Consider the following 23036-nt stretch of genomic DNA (forward strand, 5'->3'; position numbering starts at 1 on the left):
GGGAGAACGTTTAGCTACTACGCTCGCCATGCAAGCGCAAAAACCGCTCCATCAATTGCTCGATTTCCGCTTCCAGCGCGCTGCGCACCTGTTCCGCCTGCCGGTCGCGCGCCGCCATTTTTTCTTCGAGATCCCGTCGCGCCTGATGGGCTTGATCCAGTTGCTGAAGGAGTGTTTGCTTTTCCGCGCGCCAGTTCCCCGGCTGAGAGAGCGGTTCGCCTGATTTGGCACGGCCTGATGCTTCAGCCTGCAAATGTTCCAACTGTTGCCGCAAATTCTGGCGTTCCTCGTCCCAGGCAGCACGCCGTTGGTTGAACTCAGCCGCTGCTTCCATTTTCAGTTGTTCGGCCAGTTCCAGAGAATCGGCAGAAAGATTCTGATTGGCGCGCGCCTTATATAGCGTCAGGCTATCTTCCAACGTATTGATCTGAATCTGCATCTCCAAGCGCTCACCTTCCCAGGCTTCCTGCTGCTCTTCCAAGCGTGCGCTCAACTGGGTTTTATCTCGCTGCCAGCCACGCAGTTGCTCTTCGGTTTGCGCGTTTTGCAACAAAAAGCTTTGGATTTGCCGATCCCATTCGACTCGATCTTGGGAAAATTGCTTTTGTAGGGCCGTTTTATCCTCCTCCAGTCGCGTACCCAGATCGCGCAAGCGGGTGACTTCCTGAAGATGGTTTTGTTGTTCACGTTCGGCCCGACTCTTCAGTTCGATACACTCCTGTTCTAACCTGGAGCGTTGCTCGCCAGCCTGGCTCATATCGTCTTCAAACCGTTTTTGCTGGGCCAGCATGGCTTGGCGAGTCTGGTAAGCCGTCGTCTGCTGGGTAAGAACCGCGCCTTGCAACTCATTGTTTTTAGCTTGCTCTTCGGCCAAATCTGCCCGAAGCCGCCCCGCAACATTCTTTAGCGAACGGTAAGGTAACAAAAAGAAGATGATGCCACCGACTATAAATCCGATGACAACTCCGACAATCAGGTACATCAAATCGGTCATGATGTGATCCGGTGATTCAGTATTTATTCCAAATATCCACTGGGAAGGCTCGCCATGTTAGCGCACCAAATAGGCCAACAGTGCCGCCCCAATCCCCACCGCCGCCGCCCAACTGGCCGCTCGATAAATTTGCTTCTCAATATCGTGCTTAGCGCTACCCCAAAGCCGCCGAAACGCCTCTTCAGCCGCCGCCCGCTGGTCAGAAGCGCCAGATCCCGCTGAGGAAACCTCCGCCAGTGCTTGCAATACCGTCTGTTGCGATGTTTCAAGAGCAACCTCACGCGCCGCAAGGTCGGCTTTCTGGGTGGCCTCTGTGAGCATCGCCCGCGATTGTTCGAGCACACGACCTGCCAATGGGGCCGCCTGCTCCTGGAAAACTTGCAAGGCGGCTTCCTTTACCCGCTTGTCGTTCTCGGCACGCTCCGCATGCTGGAATGCCTCCAATCGCTCTTCCAAGAGCGGCAGCCATTGAGACTGCGTGACGGCCTCCAGCGCAGCACGAACATCACGCGAATCCGGCGGTGGCGGTTCCCGCTGGGCGAAACTGGCCTCACACACACCGGTAGCGATGCGGCTACAAATCTCTTCCTGATTTGACTCGAAATCGCGCCGCAGCTTGGCAATCACATCATTGACCAGTGGCAGCACTTGGGATTCAATGGCATCGTAGATGACCTGTTCGGCTTTCTCCAGCGCGATCTTTTCGGCGATTTTCTCCATCTGCTCCAGGGAGGGAGCATGACTGGCCACAGTCGGCACAGGGGCCGGTGGCGGGCTGATCGCCTGAGTAGCGGCGGCATCGAATAGCGCGCTCATCTCCTCCAAAGCAGATCCTAAAGCCTCCGGGGTCGCCGGTTTGACCAAAACACCGACGGCGCCTGCCTCCCGCGCTTCGTCCTGATAGGCTGGCTCGTCCTTGGAGGTGTACATGGTGATAGGAATGAGCGCGGTCGCCGGCTCGCGTTTGATCTGCCTAGCAGCCACCAAACCATCCACACCCGGCATGGTGTGGTCCATGAAAATCGCGTCGGGTCGTTGCGTGCGCAAATAGACTAAGGCTTCTTCAGCGGAATCGACCGTATCGACGGTCAAGCCGAATCCCTGTAACATTTTTCGCAGCATCAAGCGCGCAGATTTGGAATCATCCACTACAAGAACGTGTCTGACTGGCATGAACCCTCCTGGTTTTCTTGTCGTTTTAGCTTAAAAATTTCTCGGCCCGGAGCATAATGGCGTGCTGGCCGCGACCCCCACGGTTTACGCCTCAACAAGAGCATTCAGCTTAAGTATGGTCAAGTGGCGACAGCGCCCCCTCAAGGAAGCTGATCAAGCGTCGCGCTCTTTATCGCTTAAGTAAGCCCAGCACAAAACACCGGCATTCACGAGCCGAAATTAACAACAATGTATCGCAAACAGAGCAATTTGGCCAGAGTGAGTGAAGCTATTTTGCGATTTGCCAACCTAGTCATCGCTACCAAGCAGCAAAATCGGCCCATATCGCCCACGCCGCATCAGCCATCGGGCTAAGGCAACCGGCTGGCTAACTTGGCAAGCCCAGCCAAGCCATAACCCACTTCTACATATTTCAACGGATAGCCGCCCCACAACAAAGCTCGGACTGATTTTTAGTATAGAAAGTTATGAACGATTCTTAAGGCCAAAATCTCTTGGTGTGTCGCTGATTGGGAGAAGCTTCGCGATGTCAACCGCATCATCCGTTAAACCCGTGCGCTTGGCCATCACCGGCATGAGTTGCGCTGGTTGTGTCGCTAGCGTGGAAAATGCCCTGCATCGTGTGCCTGGTGTGGTGGCCGCCAATGTCAATCTGGTCGAGCGCACCGCGCAGGTGACCGGCTCCTCCTCAGCTGAGGCATTGATCGCGGTGGTGCGGGCGGCTGGTTACGGCGCTATTGAACTGAGTGACGCCACCGCCGAGACTGAGCGGGATCGCGCTGAGAATGACCGTTACCATCGCTTGCTGCGCGCCGCCCTTGTATCCGGCGCGCTGGGTGCACCCTTGATGGTTGCCGAAATGGCCGGTTGGTTGCCAAGCTTGCTGACACCGGTCGGTCGGCTGTTCTGGATCGTCACGGGCCTGTTGAGCCTGGGGGTGCTGGTCTATGCCGGCGGACACTTCTTCGTTGGCGCCTGGCGTCAGCTACGCCACCACAGCGCCAACATGGATACCTTGATCGCGCTGGGTACCGGATCGGCGTGGCTTTATTCGATGCTGGTGGCCCTGTTTCCCGATAGCATCCCCAGTTTGGCCCGGCACGCTTATTTCGAAGCGGCAGTCATTATTATCGCGCTGGTCAATCTTGGTGCCGCATTGGAAAGCCGGGCGCGCGGTAAAGCCTCGGCGGCCATCCAACGGCTACTGGTGTTGCGTCCAAAAACCGCACGACTGGTCCAGGGCGACCAGGAACGCGACGTGCCCCTGGAAACTCTGGTGATCGGCGATCTGATCCGGGTGCGGCCGGGCGAGAAAATCCCTGTGGATGGCGTGATCGACAGCGGTCACTCAACGGTCGATGAAGCGATGCTGACCGGCGAGGCATTGCCGGTCAGCAAACGGCCGGGCGATGCGGTAGCCGGAGGTACCCTTAACCAGACCGGCACCTTCGTGTTTCGAGCCAACCGGGTCGGGGAAGATACCGTACTCGCGCAAATCATCGCCGCTGTCCGACAAGCGCAAAATAGCAAACCGCCTATCGGCCGGCTGGCGGATCAAGTCGCTGCGATCTTTGTCCCGGCGGTCCTGATCATCGCGGTGCTGACTGCACTCGTTTGGTTCAACGTCGGTCCACAACCGCCTTTTGGCTTCATGCTGGTCACCACGTTGACGGTATTGATTATCGCCTGTCCCTGTGCGTTGGGATTAGCCACACCGATCTCCATCATGGTTGGGGTCGGCAAAGCGGCTGAACACGGCATCCTGGTTCGGGATGGCGAAGCGTTGCAACGGGCAAGCCGTCTCACCACCATCGTGCTCGATAAAACCGGCACCGTCACCGCCGGGCGTCCGACGGTCACTGGCATCACAACGCTGGCCGGTTTCGATGAAACGGAGCTTTTTCAGTTGGCTGCTGCTGTAGAAGCCGGTTCGGAGCACCCCCTGGCGCAGGCGATCTTAAACACCGCACATCAACGCGGCATATCAATCCCCAGGTCCGAACGCTTTACAGCCATCGCTGGCCAAGGAGCACGCGGCACTGTCGAGAACCACACTGTGCTGGTTGGAAATCGACAATTACTGGAAGCCAACGGCATCGTCATCGGCTCGCTTGATGCAGAGATCAAACGGCTTGCCGCTGCGGGCCAAACGCCAGTGCTCATCGCGGTGGATCAGCACGCAGCCGGCGTGATTGCCATTGCCGATCCGCTCAAACCGGATTCCGTGGCTGCGATCCATCGGCTGCGGCAACTCGGTTTAAGGATCGTTTTGCTCACCGGCGACCATACCGCCACCGCTTCCGCCATTGCCGCCGCAGCGGGTATCGACACCGTATTTGCCGAAATTCCTCCCACCGGAAAGGCCGAGATCATCGCAACCCTCGAAACGCCAGGCGAATTGGTCGGCATGGCCGGCGATGGCATCAACGATGCTCCGGCGCTCGCCCGTGCGGCGGTCGGTTTCGCAATGGGCACCGGCACAGACATCGCCATCGAAAGCGCCGGAATCACTCTGGTGGGCGGCTCACTACACGGCATTGCTGACGCTATTGCTATTTCTCGCGCCACAGTCACTAATATCCGGCAAAATTTATTTGGCGCGTTCCTTTACAATATGTTAGGCATTCCTATCGCGGCCGGCGCTCTTTACCCGGTGACCGGATTGTTGCTCAACCCGATGCTGGCTGGCGCGGCCATGGCGCTGTCCTCTTTCACCGTCGTTAGCAACGCTAACCGTTTACGTGCCTTTCAGCCAAGGGCTAACCCGAAATGATGATGGCGGTTTTGGTCAATGTTGCTGGATTAGGGTTGATTGCCCTGATCATCTGGTGGTTCTGGAGTGCTCGCCGATGAAACGTCTCCCGTCTGCCAAATCTTCTTGGCTAACCCGCTTGGGTTTAGCCGTCACGTCGGCGCTGATCGTGGTGGCCGGCTTAGCCATTGCCTCCGTGGTATTCACCGTCTTGCTCGTGCTTGGGCTGGCTGCCGCAGGCTGGCTCTGGTGGCAATACCGTAAGCTAGCGCGCAAAATCTCGCAGGCGGCGCGCGCAAACCCCGATTTCATCGAAGGCGATTACGTCATTGAGCCGACGCCGCCGGCCTTGACCGATGCCCGCACCGTCCTTGATCCACCGCCAGCAGACCCCGTAACTCGCGCCCCACACCGTGAACGCCGCAATCCTCGTTGATTCCACTAATGAACTGAGCACACGGCGTATTTTTGCCGAACAAGTCCGGCTGCTGTACGCTCAAGCACCGCTGAGCGCGCTGGCTAACGCGCTGATCGCTCCCCTGCTGGTACTCGTCCTCTGGCCAGTGATCGCACACTCGGTCTTATGGGCGTGGCTGTTGACACTGGAAGCGACCCTCGTGATTTGCGCGCTACTGATCCTCGCTTTCCGGCGCGATCCCCACCGACATGAAACCCCAGAACGCTGGGCTGATCGTTACACCTGGGCCTGCGCAGCGTGTGGGATCTGCTGGGGGGGATGTCTGTTCTTGCTGGCGCTGTCGCCATCCTTGGTTTATCAGACCTTCATTGCCTTGTGCTTGGGCGGAATGCTGATGGGTGGCGTGCTGACCATGACGCCATGGCTGACCACCTGTATCTTCTATTCTCTACCGCTAGTCTTACCGCCGACGCTTTGGCTGCTGCTGCAAGATGATTTGATGCTGACCGTCATGGGCATCACGGGCATCCTCTACCTGGTCTTGGCACTGAGCACCGCTCAGCACTACCACCAGACCTTGCAACATTCGCTACGGTTGGGGCTGGACAATCTCACTCTTGCCGAGTCGGCGGCAGCCGCAAAGGAGCTTGTCGAGGCCAGTCATGCCCAACTGGCTGAGCGCCAAGCGGCATTGCAAGACAGTCTGGAGGCCATGCGGGAATTCTACCGGGTCATCGCCACCCCACGCCGCCACGCCAATGATCAGATTCAAGCCCTGCTGGCCATGGGCCGCGAGCGGTTCGGCACGGCTGTGGGCATCCTGGCCCACATTGAGGGGCAACGCTACGAAGTTATACAAACGAGTGGAACCGGCACTGGACTCGCCGTTGGCACAGTCCTGCCCTTGGAGGAAACTTACTGTAACGAGGCCGCCCGACTAGGCTCACCCTTGAGCATTGAACACGCCGCAACCACCCGCTGGCGCGAGCACCTTTGCTATCAGAAACACCATCTGGAAACCTATCTCGGCGCACCCGTCCACATCGGTGGCCAGCCCTACGGAACCCTCTGTTTTTATGACCAAAAACCCAGGCCGACACCGTTTTCCAGTGTCGATCATGAGCTGATTCAGCTCATGGCGCGCTGGATCGGCGCCGTGATTGAACAAGACCGCACAGCCGCCGCCGTGCAACGGCAACATACTTTACTGGTACACGCCTCGCGCTTAAACACACTCGGCGAAATGGCCTCAGGGCTGGCACACGAAATCAACCAGCCCATCACCGCTATTGCCTTATATGCTGAGACCAGCCTGAGCCGCTTGCGCGGTGGTGTCGTCGATCCAACCGAGATCGCCGCCACGTTGGAGAAAATCGCCAGCCAAAGCGCCCGGACCAACACGATCATCCAACATATCCGCCGTTTCGCCCGCCAGAGCAAACCGCATTATCTTGCAGTCCACACCAAAGCGCTGCTCGACGAAATCGACGATTTTCTGATCCTGGAAACCCATCGCCACGAGGTTCGCCTCCAGCAACACATCCCCCCCAATTTGCCGCCGGTGTTGGCCGATCCTCTCCAGTTTCAGCAGGTGATCCTAAACCTGATTCACAACGCGGTGGACGCGATGCACACGAACGAAGGTCCACGCACGATTACCCTTTCAGCCCGTATCGACCGCGAGATGGTGGAAATCGGCATTGAGGATACCGGTCCCGGTGTTCCACCCGATATTTTCAGCCGGCTACTCCACCCCTTTTTCACGACCAAGCCCGATGGGCTGGGCCTGGGATTATCGATCAGCGAATCCATCATTGAAGCGCACGGAGGTCGGTTATGGGCAACTCCCAACCGAGAGCGGGGCGTCACCTTTCACTTCACCTTGCCGATTGCCAATCACGCCAGCCTCCCTGAGCACCCACCTACCGAGCCAGCGCCAGCAGCGGTCGGCTCTAACGCCGGATAACGCGGCGATGACTGAACCTAAAGACCGTGCATCGGCCCCATCGGGCTTTGCCGTGATCCCCCAGCTCTGGCTATCGCATTCCTTCTCCAGGATGCGACTGGAACGGGGCAAAGCCGGCTATTGCCACCCGGCTGTCCTTAGCCTGGTTCTCGCCCTCGGTGGCCTGCTGTGGCTTTGGGCAATCAATCCGTTATTGATCACTTGGCTGTACCCTGGTAGCACCCTGCCATCACTTGCCAGCTCTGTACCGAGCGCGCTGGCGATCTTGGCCGGCGCCGGTCTGCTCTATTGGGTACTCAAAGCGTGTAACGTCGCCATGCACCGCACCCAATGCGCGCAGCATCAACAACTGGCCGAATTCATCGCGTACAGCCCTGATCCGGCGTTCCTCAAAGACCAACAAGGTCGTTATCTGGCTGTCAATGCCGCGTTCGCCCAGCTAGCAGGTCGGCCCGCTATCGAATGCTTAAACCAGGATGATTCTGCTTTATTCTCTCCTGAAGCCGTTGCCCTGTTCATCGACCATGACCAGCGGGTCATCGCCGATGGCACAGCCTCTAACCGAGAAATCACCCTGGCAATTCATGGTGACACCCACGTTCTACTCACCACCCGGTGGCCTTATCGGGATACTGAGGGTTGTAGCATCGGTGTTTGCGGTATCGCCCAGGAGATCACTGCACAAAAACAAGCAGAAAATCAAGTATATAGTGCCAATACCAACATGGAGTCGCGCATCCGGGAACGCACCGCTGCACTCCAGTCGATCAATGAAGACTTGGAGCGCCAGATCGCCGCTCGGATTCAGGCCGAGGTCGCATTGCGCGATAGCCAAGAGCGCTTTCGCCAATTGGCCGAACACATCCGTGAGGTGTTCTGGGTTTACGGCGTTGAGGAAGAACGCCCGCTCTATATCAGCCCCGCCTATGAAGAAATTTGGGGCCATCCCATAGACGGGCTGCTTGAGCGCCCGATGACCTGGATCGAAGCGATCCACCCGGATGACCGAGCGCGGGTACAAGCCGCCCACATCACCAAGTGCGGATCGGGGTATTTCGACGAGGAATATCGGATCATACGCCCCGACGGCACCATCCGCTGGATCTGGGATCGAGGCTTTCCGGTATGTGATGAAGCCGGCCGCATCTATCGCATCGCAGGCTTGGCCGAGGATATTACCCGTCGCAAGCTGGCCGAGGACCAACTGCGACGCCAACAGGTAGAGTTGACCCGGATATCGCGGCTCAGCCTGGCGGTTGAACTTGCCGCCAACTTAGCGCACCAGCTTAACCAACCCTTGGCCGCCATCGTCGCCTATACCCAAGCCTGTCTGACCTTGCTGCGGCAAGCCGACACCGATCCTCGCGTACTGACCGGAACACTTGACGAAATCGTTAACCAAGGGCTGCGTGCTGGTGAAATCATCCGCCACTTGCGTGAGCTAGTGCAGAAGCATCCAGCGGCCCAAGCGGCTCTTGATCTGAACGCCCTGATCCGCTCGGTCGTGCGCTATGCCCAAACGGAACTAAACCAAGCCGGGGTTTCGCTCAAGTTGTCCTTAGCTGATCCTCTGCCCGCTGCCTTGGCTGACGATATCCAAATCCAACTGGTCTTGCTTTCACTAATCCGCAATGCTATCGAGTCGATGGGTGAGCAGGCTGACGGCCCTCACGAGTTGACGGTGAGCACAGCAATGGCTGACCCTGGTAGCGTATGGGTTACCGTCCGTGATACGGGACCAGGTTTTCGGCTAGACATGGAAGATGACTTATTTCGACCTTTCTTCACCACCAAGCCCGGCGGTATGGGGTTGGGTCTCTCCGTCGGCCGTTCGATCATCGAATCCCAAGGCGGCCAACTCTGGGCCACCCTCAATCTCGACGGTGGTGCCGCCTTCCACTTCAGCTTGCCAGCCTATCCAGACGCTTAAACACCGAAGCTGGGCCAAGTTTGACTGCAACTCTGATCCAAAGCCTCTTCACCATGCCTGATAGAGCCACGGTTTTCCTCATTGACGATGATCAAGCGGTGCGCGACGCTATCCGCCTTTTGCTGGAAACCAGTGGGTTTACCGTGCAAGCCTTTGCAAGCGCTATCGATTTCCTCAACATGGCGGTGATCGGACAACCGGGGTGCCTGGTGCTGGATGTGCGGATGCCGGGCCTTAGCGGTCTGGATTTACAGAAGCGGTTACGCGCTCAAGGCTATCGAATCCCGATTATCTTTATCACCGGGCATGGCGATGTGCCGATGGCGATTCGTGCCATGAAAGCCGGTGCCTTCGACTTTATCGAAAAGCCATTTCAAGGCCAAACCCTGCTGGCTCGGATTGAGGAGGCCTTAGCCGCCGACGGTCAGGAACGGTGCCGACAGACTCAGCGGGCCGATGCTGCCGCTCGCCTGGCGCTGCTATCGCCACGCGAGCGTGAGGTATTGGAGCGGGTGGCGGATGGCCAATACAACAAAGTCATTGCCGCCGAGCTGAACATCAGCTTGTCAACTGTGGAAATCCACCGTAAGCGAGTCATGGAAAAATTGCAGGCCGAATCGCTAACGGATTTGATCCGCCTGCTGGCATTGCTGCAAGCCGATTAAATCGGCTTGGCTGGCTGGCGAGTGACAATCTTTAGTTACGGCAATACCTGATGATGTCCCGATAAAATTCCACGAAAAACAGATAATCACCCGGTAACTATCGGTTTTTGTATCTTTGTTGGGCAAAGGGGTGTATTCTATATTGCATTGCAACATAGCGCGTTGATGAGGTATCGCCATGACCACCGCCATCCTTGTTGTCCCCAGCGAACAGCGGGTCGGGTTGACGACTGTCGCTCTCGGCCTCGTCCATGCGCTCGACCGGGAAGGTATTCCCGTCGGTTTCTGCAAACCCATTAGTCAGCCGCACGCCAGCGATACCGGTCCCGAACGCTCGACCCGGCTGGCGCGCATGGTGACCAGTTTGAATCCACCCGAACCGATCCCGGTCAGCGAAACGGAAAACCTACTCGGTCATGACCGGGAAAACGTGCTGTTGGAAGAGGTCATCGGCCGTTTTGAACAGGCGGCTCACCACACCAGCGCAGTCATCGTCGAAGGTTTGATGGATACTGAGGAACAGCCTTACGGCACCCGCCTCAACGCCAAGATGGCACAAAGTTTGGACGCCAAGATCATCGTGGTCACCGCCCCTGGCCGTGATACACCGCGCCAGGTCGCCGATACGGTTGAAATCATCGCCCGCGCTTACGGTGGCATTCACCACGAACGGATGCTCGGCGCCATCATCAATCTGCTGGATGCGCCAGTAGACCAAACCGGCCATATCCGGTTCGATTTCAGCCGCGCCGAGAATGGCTACCATCCCGGCCACGAAGCCGAGTTCCGCGCCGAATGCACCCGCCACTGGCCGCAAACCTTCGCACTGCTGGGCTGCATTCCTTGGCAGCGCGAGCTAAGCGCGCCGCGCGTGTGCGACATCATGCAACTGATCGGCGCCCAGATTCTTAACGAGGGCCAGTTAAACCGGCGCGTCACTCATGTGGTCTTGGGAGCAGCCAGCTTAATCAGCAGTTGTCAGGAGCTGCGGCCTGGAGCCATGGTCATTATTCCCGGTGACCGCGACGATTTGCTGCTGGCGATCTGCATGGCCACCATGAGCGGCACCCATGTCGCTGGCGTCCTGCTCGCCGGTGGCTTGAAGCCGGATTTGCGGGTCTGGAAGCTCTGTAGTCCGGCACTCGATGCGGGTCTACCCGTCCTCACCATTCCCCACAGTGCCTTGCAGTCGGTGCTTTATTTGCCACATCTCAACTTGGAAGTCCCACTTGATGACCGCGACCGGATGCAGCAGGCGGTGGAAACCGTTGCCTCGCACATCACCCTCGATTGGAAGGAGCCGTTGCTGAGCCGTATCCAAGAGCGGCGTCTCAGCCCGCCAGCCTTCCAGCACACGCTGGTGCAACGCGCCCGCAAGGCGAACAAGCGGATTATCCTGCCCGAAGGCAATGAACCACGTACTATCGAAGCGGCGATCATCTGCCACCAACGCGGCATCGCCCGTTGTGTACTAATGGGGGACGCCGGCCGTATGCATCGGTTGTCGGCCCGCCGCGGCATGAGCATACCGCCCGATATCGAGATCATCGATTCCACTCAAATCGACCGGCGTTATATCGATGCGTTGGTAGCACTGCGCCAACACAAAGGGTTGAACAGTGGACTAGCCGAAGAAGCCTTGCACGATGCCGTGGTGCTGGGCACCTTGATGCTGCAACTCGGAGAAGTGGACGGGCTGGTTTCCGGCGCTGTGCACACCACCGCCAACACGATTCGACCCGCGCTACAACTGGTCAAAACCGCGCCCGACGTGCGGCTGGTCTCCTCGATTTTCTTCATGTGCCTGCCTGAGCAGGTTCTGATCTATGGCGACTGTGCCATCAACATCAACCCCAACGCCGAGGACTTAGCGGATATCGCCATCCAGAGCGCTGAATCGGCGAAAGCCTTCGGTATTATCCCGCGTGTTGCCATGCTCAGCTACAGTACAGGCACGTCGGGCAGCGGCAGCGATGTAGAAAAAGTCAAAGCCGCTACCCGATTAGCTCGGGAACGGCGTCCTGATCTGCTGATTGATGGTCCTCTGCAATACGATGCCGCCACGATCAAAGCGGTGGCGCAAAGCAAAGCACCGGACAGTCAAGTGGCTGGGCGGGCGACGGTGTTCATCTTCCCCGACCTCAACACTGGCAACACCACCTACAAAGCGGTGCAGCGCAGCGCGGATGTCATCAGCATCGGCCCGATGCTGCAAGGACTGAACAAGCCGGTCAATGATCTATCACGCGGGGCGTTGGTGGAAGATATCGTCTTCACCATTGCCCTGACCGCGATCCAGGCAGAACAAGCGCTCGAACGGGAACGCAATCAGCGCTAATCAGGCTTGGCGCTCGAAGACTTCGACGCGAGCCGGCGGTAAATTGCCCCAGACGATCTTGCTGGATACTCGCCGAAACCGAGGCAGCCAGCGAGTTCTGGTGCCGCGCAGATCGTAGGTAAATTGGACTAATAAGCCGCCGGCATCAAGCAGCGTTTCAAACTGCTGGCTGATAGCGCGCGTGGTGGCCGGATGGAGCGAGCGCAGCGGCAGGCTGGAGACGATGCTGGCGATTTTCTTCGATCTGTCATGGCCCAAAAGCTGGCCCAGTTGCGCGGCATCACCCTGAATGATCCGCAGTTGCGGGAACCGTTGGCGGAGATGGTGAGCCAGTGTTGGTGAACGTTCCACCACCACCAATTTCCACGGCGGCACACCGTGCTTGAGCAACGCGGTGGTCACGGCGCCGGTCCCCCCGCCCAGCTCTATCACCAAACCATCACAATCCCTGGGAACCCGTGCGGCCATGGAACCGGCCAGCAAAGGGGCACTGGGACAAGCTGCCCCCATGGCGCGCGGATTAGCCCAGATTTCCCGCGTAAACAGCGCCAGCGAAGCGGCGCCTGGGGCCTGCATTAGAACTTTAACAAAACGTTTCATACCCTACCTACAGGGATTGCCCGCTTTCTGCGCAACGTGTGCGCGGGGCGGTGACGCTCTAAGCCGCCAAAAAAAATCCAAAGCATGGCCGGGAGCGAAGGGAAGAACCCAGTTGGCCTGGTTCGACGGGTGGGGTTGTCCGTAGCGATCTCTCGTATCGCGCTCAGGAACGGTTACGCAACAGTTCCTGTTCGGCTTCAAAGAGCACTGAGGCGAGTTGGTGAAGCCCTTCCTGCTCGGCCAGTTCGGAAATCTCCTCCCAAGAGGCCCCACGGTCGATAGCAGCGGCGGTCTTGCTGCTATCCGGCATGTCCTCACGCGCTTCACGAACAAAGACATCCGTGGCGGCGGCGGCATCTTCTATAGATGCCGAGCCTTTCCGCAAGGCTTCCTGTTCGGCTTCGAACAGGACAGTGGCGAGCTTGTGTAGACCTTCCTGCTCAGCCAGTTCGGAAATCTCCTCCAAGCTAGCGTTGCGGTCGATGGCAGCGGCAGTCCGACTGCCATCGGCCAGATCCCGCCGAAACGACTGGAGTATTACATCGATATTCTTCATTTCCACTGGATAAAACTCCGGTAGCCGCAAGGTTTCGCGCATGAGGGGCAAAGTCTAAAGCGGTATTGAGGAATTGCCAACTTCGTGCAGTCCGCCAGCCAAAATTCAGGTTGATTTCACTTCTGGCCCCTAAGATGTGCGCAATGTGATGGCGCCCTCTCTAGCCCATCGCTCGGCCAGTCACTCTGGCTTTTTGCCCATTTTAACCGATCAGGAGCTTTTCAAAATGCGTAAATCTACTCTCTTCTCCGCTGTTGCTGTCTTGGTGGCCACTACCGTTTGCGCTGCCGGTGCCTTCGCAGTAGAAACTGGCACCGCAGCTGTTGCCCCCCAGCCGGCCGTAACCGCGCCTATCACCAAGGAGCAGGCAACCGACATGGCGCTGAAGGCCCATCCCGGTAAAGTTATCAAAGCCTATGAGGATACGAAGAAAGGCAAAAAAACCTGGGAAGTGAAAATCCAGGGCGATGACGGCAAAAAGTGGGAGATCTATTACGAAATCACCACCGGCTTATTGGTCGCAGAAGAAGGCAAGTAATCGACCACCGTCTGAATCGATCCATCCAGTCCCCGCCAACGGCGGGGCATCCATCACGAAACCTTTAAGCCATGACTTCTCTAAAAACCACTGAAGTTCTTGTCTGGGACCCTTGGGTTCGGCTGTTTCACTGGATTCTAGTCGCTGCATTCAGCGCTGCTTACTTTACGCAGGGTGAACCCTTCGAAGGCATCCAGGAACAACTGGCAGGGGATTGGTTACAAACGATCCATGTCTGGGCGGGCTACACCCTCATCGGCTTGCTGATCTTCCGCTTGATCTGGGGTTTTATCGGTCCACGCCATGCGCGTTTCAGTGATTTCGTGCATGGCCCACGCCGCATCTTAGCCTATGTCAAGGATGTCTTAACACTACGCGCTTCCCGCCATCTGGGGCATAATCCAGCCGGTGGTGCCATGATCATCTGTCTCCTGCTCGCATTGACTATCACTGTGATCGCCGGCTTGGGTCTCTACGGCGCTGATCAGGGCTTAGGGCCTCTCGCCGGGTGGTTGGCCAATGCCAGCGACTCCACTGTTCACACCCTGAAGGAAATCCACGAATTTTCTGCCAATTTCACGTTAGTACTGGTCGGAGGGCATCTGCTCGGTGTGATTTGGGAAAGCCTGTTGCACCGCGAAAATCTGGCCCACGCCATGATCACCGGTCGCAAACGGGTCTAAGCAATGTCGGGGCTACTGCCGCAACCCCCATAGCCGAACGGAGCGCTTCTCCTGTAACTATGGCGATCCTCTACGCTAGAAGGCCACTTGCGCTGTTGCTGGTGCTCGCTGCACTGTTACCGGAGACCTCGGCGCTGGCCGGGCGTGACCAAGACGAAATTCGCCGCTTGCACCAAGCCAAACAAATCCTGGCGCTGGATACCATTATCACCAATCACCGTCGGCAATATCCCGGCGGCAAGCTGCTGGAAGCCGAACTGGAATTCGAGGAAGGCCGTTATGTCTATGAAATCAAAATTCTCGGCGATGACGGTGCGGTGCGTGAATTCGAATACGACGCCCGCAGCGGTGAGCTGTGGCATCTCAAACACTGATCATCGCTAGCAGACTCCGATGCGGCTGTTACTGGTTGAAGATGATGTCCCGCAAAGCCGGCGGCTGCGTTCCGAACTGGAGCGCGCCGGATTCGCCGTCGATGCGGTTACCGATGGGGTAGAGGCCGAATTCATGGGGAATTCGGAGCCTTACGATGCCGTCATCCTGGATCTCGGCTTGCCCGGCCGTCCAGGGTTGGAGGTCTTACGCCACTGGCGCGCGGCCGACAATGCTGTCCCCGTGCTCATTTTGACGGCCCGTGATGCCTGGCATGAAAAAGTCGATGGTTTTAAGGCCGGAGCTGATGATTATCTCGCTAAACCGTTTCATAGCGCTGAGCTGATTGCGCGCCTGCACGCGCTGCTGCGGCGCAGTAATGCGCGCCCACACGGACGACTGCGCGTCGCAGGGATCGAACTGGATGAGGAAACTCAAAAGGTGCGCATTCTGGCCACAGATGAAATGTTGGATTTGACTGGCACCGAATTTCGCCTGCTGCGCTACTTCATGTTGCATCCCGACCGCATTCTCTCCAAGAGTCGGCTGGCCGAACATGTGTACGATTTCGATACCGACCGCGACAGCAATGTCTTGGAGGTTTACATCAACCGGCTGCGCCGCAAACTCGGTTCTCAGCTTATTGAGACCCGACGTGGCCAAGGCTATGTACTGAATGGGATAGAGCCTACTTGATTTCCTTGCAAACGCGCTTATCCGCCAGTTTGATGGGCGTGCTTGGAGTGCTGACGGCCCTGATCGCGGTGACAGGGAGCTATTCGTTACATCGCATAGCCGAAAACTTCGTCGCCTCCCGGCTGGAGCATGATTTGGAAGCCGTCTTAACAGCGCTCTCTTTCGATGCGGCAGGTCACCCACAACTGACTCTTGAGCGTATCAATGTGGCGTTCCAACGCCCGTATTCAGGCCACTATTACCGGATTGAAACACCGAATGGCCAACTCCGCTCCCGTTCGCTATGGGACGCCGACCTCGCGCTGCCTCCGCTGGCAGCCGAGCGTGCCACCCGAACGTTCACGGCCGGACCTGAAGGTCAGCGGCTGTTACTCGTAGGTCGCGCGTTCGTCGTGCAAGATCAGCCGATCATGATCGCCGTGACGGAAGATTTCACCCCGCTGGAAAGCGGACTTAAGCGCTTGCTGTGGCGGCTTGGCGGCTTCGTCCTACTGGCCTTTGGCGCCTTGTTATTGCTCCAGCGGCTGATGGTCCGGCGTTGCCTGGCTCCCCTTGAGGACGTGCGGCGCGAACTACCGCGCTTGGAACGCGGCGAAATTGCTCGGCTGTCGGTACGCGCGCCTGCGGAAATCCTGCCTTTAGTGGCTGAACTGAACCGCTTGCTCGACTTGATGGGACAGCGCCAGCGCCGGACCCGCCAAGCCCTCGGCAATCTGGCCCACGCCTTGAAAACGCCACTGACGGCACTGACCCAATTGGTCGATCAGCCGCCGCCCGCCCCCGATAACAGTGGTTTTTGGCAGGATTTACGCCAACAGCTCGCACAGATCCGACGCTTAACCGAGCGGGAATTGAAACGGGCGCGTATTGTCGGCGCTGGCAACCCTGGTCAACGGGTCTTACTGGCCAGAGAAGTAGAGGATCTGATTGAAACCCTGCACCGCATCCATCGGGACCGCGCCTTGCACTTTGAGGTGCGCATCCCACCGGACAGTGTATTTCCCGGTGATCGGGATGATTTGCTGGAACTGCTGGGTAATCTGCTCGATAACGCCTGTCAGTGGGCAAATCGTGTGGTTCGTCTAACCGTCGGGACGGAGAGTGAGCAGCTTTGGCTGCGCGTGGAGGACGACGGGCCTGGTTGTCCGCCGGAGCAGTTAGCTTCGTTGCGCCAGCGGGGCGTGCGTATCGATGAATCGCGGGCCGGGCATGGTCTGGGCCTAGCGATCAGTAACGACATCGTTGCGCAATACAGTGGCCAGTTGAACTTGGCTAGCTCAGAAACTCTGGGCGGGCTACTCGCCGAAGCGGTTTTACCGATCTCCCCCCCGACAGGCCCTTGTTGACTCAATACCCTTCGAAGGTAAACCACGCCGTGCCGATCAGCACCGCGTCACCCGACTCCAGCGCAAGGGCCTCGTTGGTGGCCAAATCGTGGTGGCCGACGCGCACCGCGCCCGGATCAGCCAGATTCTGAATCCAATAGATCCCGTCCCTGAACAAGAGTTCTGCATGGTGCGGCTTGACGCCTTCGGCATTAATGCACAGGCCATCTTGTGGCGAACTACCCACCGAAACCCATTTGGGGATATAAAAGTGGACCACCTGGCGAGAAGCGGCGTCATCACGTTCGAAACGAGCATACAGTAAGGAACCTGGATTGCCGACCCCGTTCAGCCGTGATACCCGATCCTGGACACGCAACAGATTGAGATAGCGGTGGCGCAGTGCTTTGCGCAGATCTTCGGCTTCAGCTTGGTGATCACGCTGGCGCAAGATATCAACCACACTCAGGAGATAGTGACCGAATTTGTCTCGAGGCTGTTGCGGGTCCCATGCGACCGCGGCAGGATTCCACTTGGAGTCCCAAGCAAGAACCATTTTAAGTCGATAAAGATCGCAAATTTCCAGGTTATCGTCAGCCTCCAAAAGCTCCCAATGGCCTCTCTCCAACCTCCGGCCATTGTGACCGGTATACGTATGACCGGTATCGCTGGCCGACATCAGGGCCAATTGATCGCCCAGACCACAAATCACACAATGCAAGCGAGAGATCCGGGTGTATTTCGGCACAAAACCCAGGGTAAAATCACCAAAGCCAGTACCAGCGGCCGAACTGTGGCGGCCAAAGATCATGAAGGGGCGGGATACCAGCTCAATACGGGCCGGGGCTTGGGTCGGATCTGCCGCCAGCAATAAGGCCCGAGTCAGGGGTGTACCTCGGCCCAGTGCCCGCGCGGTCACTTCACGTAAATGCCTGGTGCGCGCCGGGTCGGCTTCCAATTCGAGCGGCAGGGTACAGACCAGGGCACCGGTTGCCCCGGCAGCGCCAGTACCGCCACTCGGCGAGTTGGCCCGTAGCCAAGCCCCTTCTGTCAGTGCATTGGGCGAGGGATCTGGCCAAAACTGATCGTTCCCTTCGGCATCAAGTCGCCCGCTGCTCGGCTCAGCCGCTGAGTCACTGAGAAAGTCAAGTTGGATTCGGCATCTGGTGTTGTAGGCGTGCCAATCCCCACGATGGTCGCAAACATCAAGCTCCATCCACAGCTCAATCTGCGCCGAATCGGCAAAAGGACAGCGGTAATTGAGATAAACCACCTCCGCATCTCGACCGTCCAGCAGCCGCAACGGCGCAATCCGGCCATCGTTGGCCAGCATCAGATCGGTGCCGCGAAACCGTAACCGAATTTCCCGAAATAACCACCAGGTTGAGTTGAATAACAGTGCGCACAGCACACTATCTTGCTCTGTAGAGAAATGGCTCGTGGTCGCCAACCCGACCATGATAGGTTGCTGGATTTCGGCCAAGCGCGCGATGCGTTGTTGGAGGACATGCGTCAACTGAGGATCGGCACCCTGTGCCATCTGCTGATAGCGGTCCAGAAAATACCGCAACGGTTCCTGGCGCTGTGGATGGTTGCGCTCCAGCTTACCGGCCCATTCCGTCAGCAGTTGCCGGAAACCGTCCAATGCCGCCGTCGCCAAGGGCGTTGGGGGTTGGGGCAGCGACTCCTCAGGAGCGCCTAAAGCAGTGGGCTTACTGAGGTCAAGTGACGGCGTGGTGGCGGACACCACTGTGGGTTGCGATGCCGGTTCTCTTGCGGGGTTCAACGTCCCTTCAGCAACCGCTCCCTCTAGCGCCGCAGGTTTAGCCAAGACTGTTTTGTCATCGAACTCGAACAAAAAATCAAATTCCGCCAAATCGAATTGGAGATCGGGGGAACCGGCCATAGGGATTTGAGGGCTTTTGGGTGGAACACCCCTCTGGCTATTTGGCGTATCGGTTAGCAATTTAGCCTGCTCACCGAGAAAGCAATTCTGGGCGGCTTCGTCCACGAGTGTCGGCGTAATTTCGCGCTCGGACTGTAGGCTAGCCAAAAGCAGGATCGCATCGCACAGGATGGCGATAGCGCGCGGTACGCCTCGGCAATAAAACCCGATGCGGTCGATGGCGGCGGCTGAGAACAAGCCCCCGGCGGCGGAGCCGGCTGCTTCGAGTTGCTGATGGATGAACAGGCCGGTTTCGAGAGCGCTTAAAGGCTCAAGGTGGCAACGGACGCGAATGCTATGGCGTAGCGCGGCAAATTCAGGCCGATCCAAGGTTGTGGCGATTTCCGGCAAGCCCACCAACACGATCTGTAAGCGCTGACTCGGTAGCGCGGGCGTTTCCACAAAATCATGCAGACGCAACAGTACCTCGTCGGACAGGTGCTGTGCATCGTCCATCAACAAGGCGACCACCTGGCCCCGGCGCGCCTGGGTAGCGAGCGTTTCGAGCAATAGCCGTTGTTGCTGGTCGGCATCCAAACCCTCAGCGGCTAATCCCAAACTGCTGCACAAATAATTGAGAGTATCGTAAAAATCGAAACTCGCGTTCAGCAACTGGATAAAACGGATATCGGTGCCCTCAGCAAGACAGCGGCGTATCACCAATGTCTTGCCGACCCCGGCCTCGCCGGTCAGTAAAATAAATCCGCGCTTTTCTCGAATGCCATCCAGGATATCCGCACAAGCGGCATCGAAGTTACCATTGCGGTAATAATGCGCTGAATCCTTCGGTTTGAAGGGTTTGCTATTGAAACCGAAGTAGGCGGTATACATGTCCTGCTCCTCTCCCCGCCGGTTACCGTCGCGCGCCGCCACGGCTCCCGAATTTATCCCACCAACCCCCAGCAGAGTGCGCCATGCCTCGCTTGCAACCACATTGGCCCACCGCCATGGCTAAAACCCTGCCATTACTCTCGTCACACTCAGTCTAACTGTTCTATCAATTTATGGGCTTTTGTACGGCCTTACCAGTTTTTTCAGGTATCGGCGGCGTTGTGATTGCGCCGACAAAGGCAATATCGACACCACCGCCACCGAGCGTGAGTTCGGCGCCACGCTGCGTGTTCTGCAAGTACAAAGTGACGCCCTTCTCATTGCGCAAGAGGGTGCTACCGCCACCCTGGCCCACGGTAAACGCGCCTTCGACCGCATAATAGCGGCCGGGGAAATCGGCCAAATCGCGTAAACGGTAGACTTGGCCGATAGCGGTGATTTGGCTAACGCCCAATGTCATCCCTTTAATCCCGGATAGCGAGAACGGATAGTGTTTTTCCTTAAACATCAACTTACCGTGGCCTTGGGTGAAGCCCAAAAGCAGACCGTATGACGTGCTGGAAAACTCCAGTCGGGCATCTGGAGGACGATCCTGGGCAAAGCTCGTGCCGCAACTAATCAGCAGCAGGAGACCCACCCAGAGCATCCGCAGCAAACGCATGGGCGACTCCGTGGTCAATCCTTCACGCCGCCGGGGTTGCATGAGCCGGCCACTGGTGGAAGTTGAGCAACATTTTCTCTAACTGGCGACCCAAATCGACTTCCGAACCACCCCCCTTGCCGCTGCGCGAACACGCATCCACTTGCCAAACCCCGACTTTCTCATCCAGGTTGACCTCTTTCCATTTGGGATGACCAGTCTGCCGGAGTTGGCCGATGCCGGAACGGATGGCCTGGCCCAACTTGGCCAGTTGTTGGCAGCGCTTCACGAAATAGGGATTCTGTTTCCCAGAAAAATCAAAGCTCATCAAGACCGCCTTGACGGCAATCGTCGAGACTTCACCAGAAAGCCACTCGTAGTCGGTCTGGCCGATCTTGGCCGGCTGGTACTCCCGTAGCAACGCAGGATCATTGAGCGGTACAAAATGGACATTGCTCAGCATGGCGGCAAACTCCGGCTTGGTAATCAAGTTGCCGACCTTGGTGAACAGGCTGACCGGTTTGCCGGCCACGTAAAACATGGCGTCAGCCTCACCCTTGAGGACAGCGGTCACCCCTTGCAGGGGTGGCACATTCAGCATTTCGCCCGGCTTGACGCCCGTCAGTTGCAATATGTTCATCGCCGTCAGCCAAGTTCCGCTCCCTGGTTCGCCGACTGCCACCCGTTTGCCCTGCAAGTCGTTGAATGACCCTATCGATTTGTTGGCGAATACATGAATTTCTTCATTATAAAATGGGAAGATCAGCCGTAATCGAGCAGCGACCTGGCGCATCTCCGGATTTTCCGAGCGGCTGAGAAATCCCAAGACATCGGACTGGACAATGCCGAAGGTGGCGTTCTCTTTGCTATTGATCCGCTTGATATTGTCGATGGAGCCTTGAGAATCTTTGACAAGGATATCCAGGCCGACGGTTTTGGCAACTCCCGCGATATCGTTGCCGAACTGGATGTAAGTACCGGTTTTCGAACCGGTCACCATCCCGATCTGATTGGCGCCGGTATCCTCGGCCGAGGCTGGTGCCAAACCACACAGCATCCAGAGAAACCAAAGACCGAAGATCAGCGGACGCTTCATCGCAAATAAACTCCGATTTGCAACCTCCCCCTTCAGAGGGATCATCGTACATGGCAGAAACGCAGCCTCTTCTATGCTGTTTCGTCCGGTCACAGGCGCGGATTGAAACATGAACATGCTCCTAATATCGGTGAAGTATCACGATAGCCGTGTGTTATGAACGCTCCGCGCACCCTGTTTAGGGCGACCTTTGGGAGCGCAATCTTTTCTCCAATTCCTGCTGAGTCGGATCAAACTGCGATTTCAATTCATCTTCCAAACTTGGGCCTGCTCCCGGCCGAGTGGGGCGCGCAGGCGTTGAAGGTGTTGACCGTTCTGGCTGCACCGGCACACTAGGCGGTACTGAAACCGGCGGTTCGGGTACTGGCCGCGCGGGAGGAGCCAATTGGCGGGCGGGTGCAGGTTGCGGCGTTGGCGTGGGGGTCGGGATGGGGGCTGGCTCCGGCGGCGGGTCCGGTCTTACCGTCGGTTTGGTTACCGGGACCGGCACTTCGGGCGTGAGGTGAGGACGGGTGGGTATGGCAGGCGCCTCTACAACTGGCGGTTTTTCGGAATTGGCGGCGGCTTGCTGACGGTCGGCACGACCGCTAAACCACCACCAACCGGCCGCACCCAGCGCTAGCAATATCGCTCCTACCAGCCCCATCACCAAACCAGACCTTCCCGGCTGCGGTACCTCCGGTCGCTCGATAGGCATAGGATCGGGCGCAACCGGCATGGCCGGCTCTGAGGCAAGATCTGGCGGATGCGGCGCAGTTCGTGCCGGTCTCTCAGTCAACCCTGGGTCGGCATCAACCTGGCCGGTCTCAGCGACAGCGGTAACCGGCACATCGGCCGCAGGCACCTCACTGCTTGAGCGCTGCTCGGTGCCAGGCAATGGATTTAACGACGGTGGTACCGCTTCCAAGCCTGCCACCGAACCAGACGTCTCCGGCCGGTGGTGCTGTTGCGACAGCGGTGGCAACCCGCGCGTCTGATCGCTGTCTCCCTCCGGTGCCTGCCCGCCGATATCGGGAATTGGCATGTCGGGGATTTTCAAGTCCGCAGTTCCAATCTGCGGCAATGGCGGTGGCTGGATGGCCGGTTCCGGGCGTGGCGCAGGTGCTGGATTGATCCGGGTGCCACCCACCACTTTGCGCTCGCCGCTGGCGCTGCCTTCTTCCAATTCCAGTTGCAGCGGCCAAACGAAGGTTGCGGCAGCGGTTCCCGGTAGGCCCTGCCCCCGCACCATCAACTGGTAGGGCATGTTCTCCAACTGAAAAACCAGATCGGGGTGGATGACGAATTTCAACAGTTCGCCGCTAAACCACGCTTCCTCAGGTTGCAACCAGCACTCTGCACCCTGCCATCCTTCCGAGCCGAGATGATTGGTTCCAAAACCGTGTCGGCTCAAGGCGAATTCGAAGGTTTCCAGCGTGCGTGGCAGACCCCCCAGCGTGACGATAGCGTGTCCTAAAGGACGCGCGGGGTCTTCCGACACGCGAACCGAAAGCGCGGTCATTCACAGTTCTCCCAGTG

19 protein-coding genes are annotated in these 23036 nt (G+C 57.9%); 11 read left to right on the forward strand and 8 right to left on the reverse strand.

All coding sequences use genetic code 11. The features are described from left to right. Positions 1-10: 10 nt before the first annotated feature. Both BN873_RS05540 and BN873_RS05545 read right to left on the reverse strand, forming a co-directional pair. Entirely contained in the window at positions 11-994 is a 984-nt protein-coding gene (locus BN873_RS05540; RefSeq protein ID WP_048671487.1) for a coiled-coil domain-containing protein, read from the reverse strand. 57 nt (positions 995-1051) lie between these two features. Continuing rightward, a complete protein-coding gene (locus tag BN873_RS05545; protein ID WP_082161108.1) occupies positions 1052-2167 on the reverse strand; it encodes a response regulator in 1116 nt (371 codons plus the stop codon). A gap of 526 nt (positions 2168-2693) precedes the next feature. On the opposite strand from BN873_RS05545, the gene BN873_RS05550 reads away from it, so the two are divergent. From BN873_RS05550 to pta, 6 genes are all read left to right on the forward strand, one after another. Further along, a complete protein-coding gene (locus BN873_RS05550) occupies positions 2694-4940 on the forward strand; it encodes a heavy metal translocating P-type ATPase (RefSeq protein ID WP_048671493.1) in 2247 nt (748 codons plus the stop codon). 76 nt (positions 4941-5016) lie between these two features. Next, complete coding sequence (locus tag BN873_RS05555; protein ID WP_048671496.1) at positions 5017-5355, forward strand: hypothetical protein; 339 nt, start codon at positions 5017-5019, stop codon at positions 5353-5355. Next, positions 5333-7303, forward strand: coding sequence for a GAF domain-containing sensor histidine kinase (locus BN873_RS05560; protein WP_048671498.1), 1971 nt, complete (start codon positions 5333-5335; stop codon positions 7301-7303). The genes BN873_RS05555 and BN873_RS05560 overlap by 23 nt, the downstream gene beginning before the upstream one ends. Positions 7304-7310: 7 nt before the next feature. Then, positions 7311-9233: a PAS domain-containing sensor histidine kinase gene (locus tag BN873_RS05565; RefSeq protein WP_048671501.1), complete on the forward strand. Its 1923-nt coding sequence runs from the start codon at positions 7311-7313 to the stop codon at positions 9231-9233. A 53-nt stretch (positions 9234-9286) separates the two neighbouring features. Further along, complete coding sequence (locus BN873_RS05570; RefSeq protein WP_048671502.1) at positions 9287-9898, forward strand: response regulator transcription factor; 612 nt, start codon at positions 9287-9289, stop codon at positions 9896-9898. 178 nt (positions 9899-10076) lie between these two features. Continuing rightward, on the forward strand, positions 10077-12236 hold the full coding sequence (gene pta, locus BN873_RS05575) for a phosphate acetyltransferase (protein WP_048671504.1): 2160 nt from the start codon (positions 10077-10079) through the stop codon (positions 12234-12236). Here the strand turns inward: pta and BN873_RS05580 are convergent, their stop codons facing one another. Both BN873_RS05580 and BN873_RS05585 read right to left on the reverse strand, forming a co-directional pair. Next, positions 12237-12836, reverse strand: coding sequence for a class I SAM-dependent methyltransferase (locus tag BN873_RS05580; RefSeq protein WP_320411701.1), 600 nt, complete (start codon positions 12834-12836; stop codon positions 12237-12239). Between the two features lie 163 nt (positions 12837-12999). Next, entirely contained in the window at positions 13000-13434 is a 435-nt protein-coding gene (locus tag BN873_RS05585; protein WP_242434375.1) for a hypothetical protein, read from the reverse strand. Between the two features lie 106 nt (positions 13435-13540). Here BN873_RS05585 and BN873_RS05590 point away from each other — a divergent pair, with 106 nt between their 5' ends. From BN873_RS05590 to BN873_RS05610, 5 genes are all read left to right on the forward strand, one after another. Continuing rightward, the gene (locus BN873_RS05590) at positions 13541-13930 is read left to right on the forward strand and encodes a PepSY domain-containing protein (protein WP_048671509.1); all 390 of its coding nucleotides are present in this window, start codon (positions 13541-13543) and stop codon (positions 13928-13930) included. A 71-nt stretch (positions 13931-14001) separates the two neighbouring features. Next, a complete protein-coding gene (locus tag BN873_RS05595) occupies positions 14002-14613 on the forward strand; it encodes a cytochrome b/b6 domain-containing protein (RefSeq protein ID WP_048671511.1) in 612 nt (203 codons plus the stop codon). A gap of 59 nt (positions 14614-14672) precedes the next feature. Then, positions 14673-14987: a PepSY domain-containing protein gene (locus tag BN873_RS05600; RefSeq protein ID WP_071244015.1), complete on the forward strand. Its 315-nt coding sequence runs from the start codon at positions 14673-14675 to the stop codon at positions 14985-14987. Positions 14988-15006: 19 nt separating this feature from the next. Beyond that, complete coding sequence (locus BN873_RS05605) at positions 15007-15681, forward strand: response regulator transcription factor (protein WP_048671512.1); 675 nt, start codon at positions 15007-15009, stop codon at positions 15679-15681. Then, a complete protein-coding gene (locus BN873_RS05610; protein WP_048671514.1) occupies positions 15678-17027 on the forward strand; it encodes a sensor histidine kinase in 1350 nt (449 codons plus the stop codon). The genes BN873_RS05605 and BN873_RS05610 overlap by 4 nt, the downstream gene beginning before the upstream one ends. A 1-nt stretch (position 17028) precedes the next feature. On the opposite strand, the gene BN873_RS05615 is transcribed toward BN873_RS05610, so the two are convergent. The 4 genes from BN873_RS05615 to BN873_RS05630 form a co-directional block, all read right to left on the reverse strand. Next, positions 17029-19782, reverse strand: a complete 2754-nt coding sequence (locus BN873_RS05615; RefSeq protein ID WP_048671517.1) for an AAA family ATPase — start codon at positions 19780-19782, stop codon at positions 17029-17031. Between the two features lie 166 nt (positions 19783-19948). Next, positions 19949-20443, reverse strand: a complete 495-nt coding sequence (locus BN873_RS05620) for a hypothetical protein (RefSeq protein ID WP_139031650.1) — start codon at positions 20441-20443, stop codon at positions 19949-19951. Between the two features lie 22 nt (positions 20444-20465). Then, on the reverse strand, positions 20466-21518 hold the full coding sequence (locus BN873_RS05625) for a TAXI family TRAP transporter solute-binding subunit (protein ID WP_048671524.1): 1053 nt from the start codon (positions 21516-21518) through the stop codon (positions 20466-20468). 178 nt (positions 21519-21696) lie between these two features. Beyond that, positions 21697-23019, reverse strand: coding sequence for a hypothetical protein (locus tag BN873_RS05630; protein WP_048671528.1), 1323 nt, complete (start codon positions 23017-23019; stop codon positions 21697-21699). Positions 23020-23036 lie beyond the last annotated feature (17 nt).

The sequence above is a fragment of the Candidatus Competibacter denitrificans Run_A_D11 genome (genome assembly GCF_001051235.1).
Lineage (GTDB): Bacteria > Pseudomonadota > Gammaproteobacteria > Competibacterales > Competibacteraceae > Competibacter_A > Competibacter_A denitrificans.